Consider the following 11,529-nt stretch of genomic DNA (forward strand, 5'->3'; position numbering starts at 1 on the left):
TTTAGATTTCTGTGCGACAATTTGTTAAGTGTTTCATTCGACAGACCAATAATAAGAAGTGTAATAGTACTTTTGGTATTGGTCATTGTATATAAACGAACTTTCCTGCCACATATCAACTTTCCGCTCATAACCCCAAGAATCTTTTTCGACGTGATACTTTACTTCATCTGTCAAATTGTCATAAACAAAACTTGAAATGCCTATATGGTATGGGGAACTGAGTTTATCGCCAACTTTTACTGACTTATTGACGACATTTCCGATCCAGACTAGATCTCGATTGTTTGTTCCGTTAATACCAACTTTTGTACAAAGTATTTTCCCATGATCTAAGCCTATTCCAAAATCTATTGGTGAATATTTTTCAAATTTTTTTCTAATTATTTCATCTTGAGTAATCATATATTTCATCTTCATAGCTGCTTTAACAGCATTGCTTAAAGTGCTTTTTGTTGTACCCTGAAAAAACACTAGCATACCATCGCCATTAAAACTCCTCACTTCACCACCTAAGCTTTTTGCTATTTTTACAATGATGTGAAAATAAGCCATGTGTAGTTTGGCTACTGTTGGACGGTTGTGGTTATTGAGAACTTTAGTAGATTCTCTCATGTCGATGTAAAGGACTGTAGAATGAAATCGCAATCCTTTATTTCCAAATGTTAATTTCGTATCCTCTAAGTCTGGTACGTAGGTAATATCTTCAACAGTGAAGTTCGTATCTATAATTTCTTTTACTTTATCTTCAATGTCTTTTTTCATCATAGTCCTTTAGTTGTCAGTAAAAACGTCAAAATCAACGTTAAAACTGCAATCACAGTCAACCATATTGCAAAGCTAAAAAGACGAAATTTTTTAAGTGCAATGATTGAATTAGCAATGATTTGTTCTGCATAATATTTTTCAATAGCAGTGAAAGATCTTTCTGGCTTTTCTGTAGAAGAAAACAGTTTTTCTAAATAAGACTTACTATCATACTTGGCGGCATCTCCAAAAAATAATAGATTGTCACTTTCTGTTGGTTTTTTTGAAGTAACTAACCAAGGTAATTTTAATGATGGTATGAAAGAAATCAAACAAATAAGTAATGATAAAATCAACATAAGCAGTACAAAGTGAATTATAGACATTTGTGTTGAACTGATTTCTTGACCTTTGATTGTACGAAGAATGCCGAAAATTAAAAGACCATTCCCGGTCAGTAGCGTTGCCGTTTTTGTTTCCGCAAACTTTAGCCAGTCATTGATATTTGTGAAAACATTTTTTAATTGTTCATCCAAGCTATTATTCCTTTTTACACTTAACTACTTATTCAACCAAGACTTTAAATTGATTAGCCAGAAATCTCATAGATACCCAACAGAAAAAATGCGTGTTTACTGGATAAACAACCCTTTTTGAATATTTTACATCAAAAAGATCAAAATACCTAAAATAATCCAAAATAAAATGTGTATTTTAGACAGAATCATCGAAAGGTGGTTGAATAGAACTATGAATGCAAAGATATTTTTATCTGGAGAAATTTGGTAATGAAACTAATCACGGGATAAAAATGATAGAATAAATCAGCCAAAGCAATAAAAGAGGATTTATGCAAAAGGTTTTTTCCGTATCAGTTCTTGCGCTTTCTTGTCTATACGCTCATCCGGGGAGAACAAATTCTGAAGGGTGTCACAATCAACGAGGCGGTACCTATCATTGTCATGGGAAGAAAGCCAAAAAGTCTGCTCCCAAAAAAACCATAAACAACGCTTCTACTGATTCAGGACAATATAGTTGTGAAAGAAAATATTGCAAGTATATGACAAGTTGCGACGAAGCTTATTACCAAATGAATGTATGCGGGCATGCAGGTTTAGATCGAGATCATGACGGAATTCCATGTGAAAATATTTGTCATTGATATTTATATGTGAAAATATTCAATATAATCTTATAAACAGAAGAGATGAGGGGGTTATTATGGCATTTAGATTTAGAAAAAGTTTTAAAATCGCACCGGGTATAAGAGTTAATGTCGGCAAAAATGGTGTATCAAGTATTGGCGTTGGACCAAGGGGAGCATCGGTAAGCATAGGGAAACAAGGCATCTATTCCAATGTAGGAATTACCGGGACGGGACTATCATTCAGAAGTAGAATGGATAACGGCGGAGACCGAAAACGACTGGAAAGAGAAGAAAAGAGACTTTTAAAAGCACAGGAAAAACTTCGGCAATTGGAAAGACAACATGAGGCTCTCTCCAAGGTTACACTGAAACTTGATGAAAATGGTTCAATTGATATTGTAAACTCTTTTGGAGATCCACTATCAAGGTCTGAACTGAAAATGATGTGGGAGCAGCAATCGGATACTATCTTGAATTGGTTGCAAGATCAGGCGGACGAAATCAACGGCGACGTTGAACTTCTTGAAAATATCTATCAGGAAACAACAGACCCTAATAGTTTACCGGAATACAGTATAAGGGAATTTGAAGAACCAAAGCCTAAAAAGCCTATAGCCGTCAATGGACCCCAAAAAGATTCTTTCCCAAAATTGGGTTTTTTTGCGAAACTTTTTAAGTCAAAAAGAGAAGCCCATCAAAAGCAACTAGAGGCGATTGAAGAAAAGTACAAAAACGATGTGGAAAGATGGGAGAAGGAAAAATCGAGACATCATAGTGCATATGAGAATGATCTAAAAGAATGGAAATCTCAAAAAGAGGAATTCGACAAAAAACAAAAGCATATAAAAGAAAATTTTGAAGTGCTATTGAGAGAAGATCCCAACTTTATGGAAGAGATGCTTGAAGGCGTTTTGAATACTTTGTCATGGCCAAGAGAGACGCTGATATCTTATGAGATTGACCATGACGGGCAGGAAGTCTGGGTGGACGTGGATCTTCCGGAAATAGAGGATCTACCACAGAAAGTTGCATCCATTGCAGCAAGCGGGAAAAAGCTGAATGTCAAGAATAAGCCAAATAAACAGCTTCAACTTGAGTATGCAAAGCATATCCACGGTATTGCTTTTAGAATAGCCGGTACAATTTTTGCTACGCTTCCAACCGTTAAAGGGATAATTATTTCCGGCTACTCTCAGAGACTTGATCCGGCAACCGGGAAAGTCAATGATGACTACCTTTACAGTTTTAAGATCGAAAAGGATAGTTTCTCTCAAATAGATTTTAATGCTTTGGAGGCAGTAGATCCTATATCGGCAATGGACTTATTTGAAAAAAGAAAGAAAATGACAGGAATGGGAATTTTTAAAGCCATTGAGCCCTTTGCCAAACTAGGATGATGAAAATTATCAATAAAATGTTTTTGCTTTTTATGGTTGTTTTTAACATATCTTTTGCAAAAGACATACAGTCTCTCCTTAACATAGTCAATGGTGCAAGCGCAGAATGCGTGATGCACTATTTTTATACCAATAGCGGTTGGACCAAAATGGAAGGACAGATAGGACGTGGCGGTATTGACGGGCTTTACTATAAGTTGCGAGGTGGTCAGATCAAAGAAGTCTTGGTGGCAGAGAGTAAATGGAATACCTCACAATTAGGCAGAAGCGGCAAGAATAAAGCCGTGAAACAGATGTCTAAAGAGTGGGTATTGCGCACTATGAACAAACTTGTCAAAAAGATGTCTTCACAAACGTATGCAACACTTAAACGCTTGATTGAAAACGATCAATACAGAGCAAGACTGTTTCGCCTGAAGCCTACATCAGGCAATGCAATTCAGATCAGTATCTATAGGATCAAAAATAAGGGCTTAAAAGCCTTTGATGAGATAGTTGATACCCAACTGGCCCCTATTGATATAAACAAGCCTAAAAACAGTTTTGAGAGGCGTATAATTGATGCCTATAAGCTCATAGGCACCCTCCTGTTCTACTGGGTTTTGTGTCGCCATGACCAGAAAGGGAAGATCAATCTTGAACGTGTCATCGCCTATCGTTACCTGACGCTCCTGCATCACTTCCAGCAGGGCTGACTGCACCTTCGCTGGCGCACGGTTGATCTCATCGGCCAATAGAAGGTTGGTAAATACCGGGCCTTTTTTGATCTTAAAAGAGTTGCTGGAAGGATCATAGATCTCTGTCCCGATAATATCCGAAGGGAGCAGATCAGGCGTGAACTGCACACGTTTGAAGTTCAACCCAAGCGTCTTTGCCAGCGCGTTGACAGCTGTGGTCTTTGCCAGACCAGGAACACCTTCAAGAAGGATATGGCCTCTGCAGATAAGGCCTGCCAGCAACCCTTCAACCATCTTCTCCTGTCCTACAAGAACTTTGGATATCTCAGATTTAATATCGGCAATAACTTGACTCACATTCTTCTCCTATCTGCCTATATATGAATAGGCTGAGTATACTTTAGCGAAATTAATTGAAAGTAAATAAGACCCCTCATTTTAGGAGCAGAACGCTATTAACGTTCTACAAATGCTTCATTCAGTGTTTTGGTGAGTGGCTTGGTGATATATTGCCATACAGTTCTTTCCCCGGTAATGATATCAACCTGTGCGGTCATTCCCGGGCTGACATCTATCCTTCTGCCGTTTTTTGCAATCAGTGTTGTGTCGTTTAATATTACTTTCACTTTAAAGTAATATTTGTCGCCCCTATCAGTTTTCTCGATCAGTGTATCCGGGCTGATATAGGCGATCTCTCCATCGAAAATTCCATAGATACTGTAGTCATACGCATCCAGTTTTACCGCTACCTTCTGACCCTTCTGAACAAACGATACATCCGATGTCGGCAGCTTGGCTTCAATGATCAGCTTATCGCCGAACGGCACGAGTTGCATGATGACATCACCGGCCCTGACCCTTGCTCCTTTGGTGGTAAGAAGAATATTTTTAACTATAGCATCCATGGGAGACCTTATATCCGTCCACTCCAAAGTAATTTTTCTATCTGCCAACTCCTGTTCTTTCATGGAGAGCTCCTCTTCCGCTCTGGTCATATCTGTTTGTGAATCCTGAAAATACTTGTTTTGCACATTTGAGAGGTTTCCCTTGAGATCTGCGATCTGTCGTTTCAGCTTAATGATCTCCGCCGAACCGATATCACCCGTCTTAAGAAGTGGCAGGTTGTTTTCAAGCTCCTCTTGTGCCAATGCCAGGGATTCGTTGATCGCTGCAGTCTGGTCTCTAATCGCCTGCTGGCGTCTTTTAAAGAGTTCTGTCTGATTTGCTATAAACTCCGGATACTCTTTAAGCTCATCGGGAAAAACCAAAGGTTTATCAAACACTTCAGCCTGAAGTCTGATCAGCGTTGCTTTCAAAGCCGCCACTTTCGACTTGCTCTCATCATATCCGGCTTTCGCCTTCTCCTGTTCCAGCAAAATCAGTCTCTGTCCCTCTTTTACATGCTCTCCTTCTTTGACATATATCTTTTCTATCACACCATCAGTGGCAGCCTGAATCTCCTGTGTTTTGGCGGTAGCTATCACTTGACCCTCGGCATGTGATATCTGATCCAGTGTAGCAAACTGTGACCAGATCAAAAATGGAACGATCAATAAAAAAAGTGAGCCAAAAATAATCCATAACGGATTGACTTTTGTGATCAATGGTATGTGTTCTCTCATGCGTTACTCTTTTCTTGTTGATTTGATGCGGGTGGCGTATTTGCAGTAGCTGTCTTTGCAGAAGAGTGCGCTGCAGCCTGTTGTTGCGCATTTGCCAACCTCCCAGGGATTTCATCCCTTGCACCATCCATCACAATACCCTGAGGTGTCATGATAATAATCCGATCCACCAGTTTCAACAATGCAGGCTTATGCGTGACAACAACCAAGGTCTGCTCTTTTGAGATATTTGACCCCAAAATATGTATAATCCTCTTCTCTGTCATATCATCCATATTGGCTGTCGGTTCGTCCAGTAACCATATTTTCGGGTTTGTCAGCAGCATTCTTGTGATAACGATCAGTTGTTTTTGCCCGCCCGATACACTGTTGCCGCCTTCGGGCACAATCGTATCAAGCCCTTTGGGCAAACTGTTGATCAGCATATTCAGTCCGGTTCTCTTCGCTGCCTCCATGATCTGCATATCATCCACCCCGACAAGCCCCATGACAAGGTTGTCCCTAAGTGTTCCCGATATCAGTCGAGTATTTTGGGAAAGATACCCTATCGTTTCGCTAAGTTTGTCTCTTGCGATCTGTTGAATATCGATATTGTTAAGCAAAATCTTCCCTTCTGTCGGCGCATAGAGTCCGGCTAACAACTTAAGAAGAGTGGACTTGCCAGAACCGATGACTCCGAGGATAGCGATCTTCTCTCCAGGTTTTATCGTCAGATTGGATATAGCAACAGTTGCCATATCTTCACCGTAATTAAATTTTACATTGTTGCAAGTATATACCGGTGCGTGAATTTCAGGAAAAAGAGGTCTTTCAATCCCTTCGTTGTCATTTGGCAGTGCATAGATATTGTCTATATCTTTGAGCGATATTTTCGCCCTTCCCCACTGTATAAATATGTTTGGCAACATTGCCAGAGGAGAGAGCACTCTACCTGAAAGGATAGATATAGCGATCAATCCCCCCATCGTCAGTGTATCTGTTGTGCTGACGATATATGCACCTAGTGCGACAAGCCCGACATAACTCAGTTGTTGAAAAAAAGCTGCTATATAACCTGACAATTCACTGTAGTGTCTGATACCTATATCATCATAAATAGCATCCTCGCTTAAGGCGCTCCATTTGTTTAGTACAGCATAACCGTGACCGGAAGATTTTACTGTCTCTACACTCTCTACTGCTTCTACAAGAAGGCCCAGTTTTTTGTTTGATGCTGCAACGGACTGCATTGTAAGAAACTCTATCTTCTTTTTAAAGAAAAATGCCATCAGCAGTGAGAGGAGAAAGAATATCATGGGAACCAACCCCATATAAAGCCCACCAATCATCATAATAATGGCAAGAAAAAACAGGGTAAACGGTAGGTCTATAATAAAATAGAGTGCCGCTGTCGATACAAAAGAGCGGATTGTAGCATAGCTTTGAAGCTGGGCTGACAAGGTACCGATACTTTGCGGCATGGCATCAAGCCGGATCTTTAAAAAACGGTCAAAAATATTGTGTGAATAGCTTTTGTCTATTTTTACTGAGGCATGATCAAGAATCACCGATCTGGCGACCTTGAGTATCATCTCCAGCAATATTGCGATAAATACACCGACAACAAGCCACATCAATGTGGACATTCCATGGGTTGGGATGACCCTGTCATACACCTGCATACTGAAAAATGAAGTTCCAAGAGCCAGGAAGTTGATGCTAAATGTTGCAATCGCCGCATGAACAATACGCGGTTTTTCTTTGAGAGCAACTTTCCTAAACATCTCATAGGCACTTTTGCTCGCTTTGGCTTTTCTTTTTTCCCGTATAGGAGTGTAAAGCACCGCCCCATCGAGCTTATGGTATCTTACCCCCTTCCTACTGTCGCACTTGTATTGTCCGTTTGGAAGCTCTTCGAGTACGATACATGCCCCCTCGCCGGGAATTAAGGCAAGTGAGGGCAACATCTCTGCATTGATACTCGTTGTCCATTTTGGCTTGATGAGGCTGAATGCATCAAAAATTTTCTCATAATAGACAACAGTAACTTTATTGCTTGCACTACTATGGGTCAAGAGTTGTTTTTCAAGCGCATCATACTCATATTTTGAAAGTTGAAAATTTGAAAAATGCGGTAGCGAACACACTTGCATCAGCCATGCGCCATCTTCTTTTAGTGCCTCAATACTGTTGTAAAATTCACCTTGAATCTTATTGGCTTCATTCTCTTTTGGTCTCATTTAACTCCCATCATTTTTATTTCTTAACAATATATGCTAGATTATTAATGATATTTCTTATGCTGCACACTCATTTCTACTCGCCTTTTGTTATCCTTCCTGCTTAGCATTTCTGTGTTTCTTGGCTTCCGTTTTCGTTTTTTAATGCTCTTTGGCAGGCAATATATTCATAGAGGGGATAAATACTTTTTCCGTCTCTTCGGACGATGCGGTTTTTGTTGGCTCTTTTTGCTCTGTATCCGGCAATATCTTCATTATATCGCTTTTTCCGCTCAAGAGTAAAAGCTGGTATATGGAGACCAAAAGTGTCGATTGGGTCTCTGCAAATGCCATTTGGTTTTGTGTCAATTCCCTGGAGGTATTTACCAAATCAAGCCACTGCCTTTTCCCTGCCAGAAACAATCTGGTGTAAGATTCAAAGACTTTTTGGGATGAGGAGATCGAACCAGATTGCGAATTCACCCGACTTGAAGACGAGATATAGTCATTATAGGCAAACATAATCTTGTTGATAAGATCCTGCCGGGTTGCAAGCTTCTCCTGTCTCAGCTGCATGATTTTCGCTTTTGCCTGTTCTACTCCCGACACTGCTGAGAGACCAGCTCCAAATGAGGCATCAACTCCGACATAAACCCTTGTTTCTCTAGTGCTGTCGCTATAATAGTCATCGCTTCCGATCCCCTTTTGTACTTTCAGAGAAACATTCGGCATAAAGACTGCTTCAGCCTGTGATTTTTCCGCTTTGGCATAGTCTATCAATGCATCATATCTCTTCAATGTAGGATGGGTTTTTATCATCATCTCTATCATATTGTCCAGAGCATCGAAATCAAAAGAGGTTCGCCCTTTAACCTCCAGCTTTCCTTTAAAATTATGATTGGTTAACAGCTCTATCTGGGAGAGTGATGCCTGCATAGTCGCTTTTGCATAGTTGATATCTGTCTGCGTCTGATAAAGCCGCGCCCTTAAAAGCTCCATATCCGAACTGGAAGATACGCCCGCTTCTATACGCCTGGCAAGCATATCCTTGAGAGTATTCAGCCGCTTTTGACCCTCCGATAATGCTTCAAGATCACCCTGAGATTTCAGATAGCTCTTCAGTGCATTCAGCAATACATCTACCAACATATATCCGCTTTCGCCCAAACCGGATTCAGAATGATGCCGATTGGCAACGGCCATATCATATGTGGCGTCCAGTTTGCCCCCGGTCCACAAAGGTTGTGATACTGCGACGGTTCCGTCCCATGCCTTCTTTTGGTTGACACCCTGGTTCGCGCTCAAAGAGAGTGTCGGGAAATAGTTCCATTTTGCACTCTCTACCTGGGCGTCAGCACCCCTTATCATATGCGCTTGCATTTTGATATTCGGATGATTTTTGATCACCATAGAAACCAACTCATTGACACTATAGAAGTCTTTTGCCCATACCATACTACTAAGTCCGACAATCAAAATCAAACAAATATTTCTCACTGTTCCCCTTTTTGCCCAATGTATTTAAAATGGGGCTTGACTAGTTTAGAGGGTCATTTCTGAAGATTTTTAACAGCAATCTTCACCTCTATGATTGAACTTCAATTCACACTCTTTAAGGTGCAAATTGAAGTTTTCTTATCCAATTTTTCATCGGTATATCGTACCTTCTAGAGACTTTATATCTAATTAAGTTGTCTTAAAGCGGATTTAAATCACTTCTTGATATACTAAAACATAAACAAAAACACGGTCGATTGAAAAAAGAATTTAAAGTTGGAATACCCCAACAAAGCAGTTAAGAGTTGGTTCGATATAGAACCCCAAATTTTAAGATTTCACCTGTCAAGTTTATGTTATTGCTTTCAATGGAATGGTACAACGTGGTGAAACTTGACATGTAATGTCATATTGATATCATTATAATATACTATAATTTGCAACAAAAAGTAAAGGCTACAAATGAGAAAAAGATATATCCAGGTAGTTGGTTTAATATTTGCTGTTTTTTTAATAAATGGGTGTGGAGCGAAGCATGTTGCTAAGCTAGACCCTATTATCTATACGCATGATAAAGCACAGATTTTGTTTTATCGGGATGCATCTTCTGATAGACCGGTTACGCTTATGGTAGAGGACCGTATTGTAGGTGTGATAAAGTCCAATCAATACTTAGAAACAAGCGTATGTTCAGGGAAGTTTCCAGTGCGTATCTCAACAAGAGTTGACGATAAGATGTATGAGCGAAATACGACAGTTGATGTACCGAGTAAATCAATGTTGTATATATTTGTAGATACCACAAAGCAATTAGCGGAACCCAAGGTAGTGAACATCTCATCAAAAGAGAATATCACAAAAGGAAAAAGCAAAGGCACTTATGTGGTGAATCGTTATGTTCCAAATTGTTTAAAATATATGGATATTTCTGCAGATGCACTTTTTGCATTTGATAGTTCCTCGCTTAGACCTGAAGGCAAAGAGAAATTAACCAAACTTGCTGAAGTTCTTCAAGCTAAATCTGTTCAAGCTGAACAGATGATTATAGAAGGGCATACAGATAGGATCGGTAGCGTTGCGTACAACAATAAGCTTTCGCTGTCCAGAGCACAAAGTGTTATAAGCTATCTCAAATCCCAAGGAGTTACTACGCCTATGGTCCCAAGAGGGATGGGTAAAAGTACCCCGGTGACAGATGGATGTCATGGTGTTACTCCTACAGAGAAGCTCAAAGAGTGTTTGCAACCTGACAGAAGAGTTCGCATAGAGTTTGTGGGCAAAAGCTATAATGCTATCAAAAATTAAGAAGGGAGGTATATAAAGATGAAAAATATCATAAAAGTGATAAATACCAAAGATCATACTGTTTCCAAAATCAATATAGATAAAAATGCAACAAGTGCAAATCCACTGGTCATAAAAGCGCAACCAAATAGCTCTTATGAGTTTTTTGCCCCTTCTATAGGCAAAGCGCCCAACGAACTTATAATGACACGAAATGGCAATGATCTTAAAATCAGAATTAAAATCAAAAAAACAGATAAAGATGAAGATGACTCCGTAATCATTATAAAAGATTATTACACACATGGTGAAGGAGATCTGACAGGTATTGCAGAAGACAATCAATACTACAGCTATGTCCCTGAAGAAGTTGACTCCAACTATATTGCATCAAACCTTGACGATGGGATTACCTCATTTCAAGCGCTTGGAGAATACGATGAGATCGCCGCGATTCCATGGTGGTCTCTAGGAGCTCTTGCTCCACTGGCAGCTCTTGGTGGCGGAGGCAGAGATAACAATACCGCTCCTGTTGCAATTCCAAGTACACCAAGTGGTGATGAAGATACAAATATACCAATAGCACTTGCAGGTACAGATAAAGATGGCACTATTGTTTCAGTCAATGTTACAACACTGCCTCCTGAAACAGAGGGCGTGCTTTACTATAGTGATGGAGTAACACCTGTAAGTACATCAACTCCACTTACACCTTCAGAAGCTGCGAGTTTAGTGTTTGTTCCTGCTACTAACTTTAATGATACAGTTACAATTCCCTTCACTGTTACAGACAATGATGGGGCAACAAGTCCAATTGCGTACGAAGTCATCACTGTTGACCCTGTGAATGATGACTTTACTGATAACAATGAGACCGTAGCTACCGATGAAGATACGACAGCTACAGGTAATGTGATCGACGGCACCAGCGCAGATGGACCGATTAGTGTCACTACATTT

The 11,529-nt window shown here is 39.9% G+C and carries 9 protein-coding genes and 1 pseudogene; 4 read left to right on the top strand and 6 right to left on the bottom strand.

The genetic code is table 11. The features are described from left to right. Window positions 1-33: 33 nt before the first annotated feature. Window positions 34-765: an adenylate/guanylate cyclase domain-containing protein gene (locus PHY84_RS09250; RefSeq protein ID WP_299859132.1), complete on the bottom strand. Its 732-nt coding sequence runs from the start codon at window positions 763-765 to the stop codon at window positions 34-36. Beyond that, a complete protein-coding gene (locus tag PHY84_RS09255; protein WP_299859135.1) occupies window positions 765-1,283 on the bottom strand; it encodes a Pycsar system effector family protein in 519 nt (172 codons plus the stop codon). The genes PHY84_RS09250 and PHY84_RS09255 overlap by 1 nt, the downstream gene beginning before the upstream one ends. Window positions 1,284-1,597: 314 nt before the next feature. On the opposite strand from PHY84_RS09255, the gene PHY84_RS09260 reads away from it, so the two are divergent. Together PHY84_RS09260 and PHY84_RS09265 are read left to right on the top strand one after the other, a co-directional pair. Continuing rightward, window positions 1,598-1,909 (top strand): excalibur calcium-binding domain-containing protein, encoded by a 312-nt coding sequence (locus tag PHY84_RS09260; protein ID WP_299859136.1) that lies wholly within the window; start codon window positions 1,598-1,600, stop codon window positions 1,907-1,909. 59 nt (window positions 1,910-1,968) lie between these two features. Further along, a complete protein-coding gene (locus tag PHY84_RS09265; RefSeq protein WP_299859137.1) occupies window positions 1,969-3,291 on the top strand; it encodes a DUF4236 domain-containing protein in 1,323 nt (440 codons plus the stop codon). Window positions 3,292-3,860: 569 nt separating this feature from the next. Here PHY84_RS09265 and PHY84_RS09270 read toward each other — a convergent pair. The 4 genes and pseudogenes from PHY84_RS09270 to PHY84_RS09285 form a co-directional block, all read right to left on the bottom strand. Next, a pseudogene (locus tag PHY84_RS09270) lies at window positions 3,861-4,325 on the bottom strand (AAA family ATPase); the annotation flags it as partial. A 98-nt stretch (window positions 4,326-4,423) separates the two neighbouring features. Next, entirely contained in the window at window positions 4,424-5,590 is a 1,167-nt protein-coding gene (locus PHY84_RS09275) for an HlyD family efflux transporter periplasmic adaptor subunit (protein ID WP_299859138.1), read from the bottom strand. Further along, window positions 5,587-7,809 (bottom strand): ATP-binding cassette domain-containing protein, encoded by a 2,223-nt coding sequence (locus PHY84_RS09280; protein ID WP_299859140.1) that lies wholly within the window; start codon window positions 7,807-7,809, stop codon window positions 5,587-5,589. The genes PHY84_RS09275 and PHY84_RS09280 overlap by 4 nt, the downstream gene beginning before the upstream one ends. Window positions 7,810-7,950: 141 nt before the next feature. Further along, window positions 7,951-9,285, bottom strand: a complete 1,335-nt coding sequence (locus PHY84_RS09285; RefSeq protein WP_299859142.1) for a TolC family protein — start codon at window positions 9,283-9,285, stop codon at window positions 7,951-7,953. Between the two features lie 462 nt (window positions 9,286-9,747). Between PHY84_RS09285 and PHY84_RS09290 the strand changes: the two genes are divergently transcribed. Both PHY84_RS09290 and PHY84_RS09295 read left to right on the top strand, forming a co-directional pair. Then, window positions 9,748-10,590: an OmpA family protein gene (locus tag PHY84_RS09290; RefSeq protein WP_299859143.1), complete on the top strand. Its 843-nt coding sequence runs from the start codon at window positions 9,748-9,750 to the stop codon at window positions 10,588-10,590. 18 nt (window positions 10,591-10,608) lie between these two features. Continuing rightward, a partial coding sequence (locus PHY84_RS09295; protein WP_299859144.1) for a hypothetical protein occupies window positions 10,609-11,529 on the top strand: 921 nt, incomplete at its 3' end.

This window comes from Sulfurimonas sp., from assembly GCF_028694605.1.
Lineage (GTDB): Bacteria > Campylobacterota > Campylobacteria > Campylobacterales > Sulfurimonadaceae > Sulfurimonas.

Coding starts and splice junctions, on each gene's coding strand:
- PHY84_RS09250 (WP_299859132.1), bottom strand. CDS start 765: ATGAAAAAAGACATTGAAGATAAAGTAAAAGAAATTATAGATACGAAC.
- PHY84_RS09260 (WP_299859136.1), top strand. CDS start 1,598: ATGCAAAAGGTTTTTTCCGTATCAGTTCTTGCGCTTTCTTGTCTATAC.
- PHY84_RS09265 (WP_299859137.1), top strand. CDS start 1,969: ATGGCATTTAGATTTAGAAAAAGTTTTAAAATCGCACCGGGTATAAGA.
- PHY84_RS09275 (WP_299859138.1), bottom strand. CDS start 5,590: ATGAGAGAACACATACCATTGATCACAAAAGTCAATCCGTTATGGATT.
- PHY84_RS09280 (WP_299859140.1), bottom strand. CDS start 7,809: ATGAGACCAAAAGAGAATGAAGCCAATAAGATTCAAGGTGAATTTTAC.
- PHY84_RS09290 (WP_299859143.1), top strand. CDS start 9,748: ATGAGAAAAAGATATATCCAGGTAGTTGGTTTAATATTTGCTGTTTTT.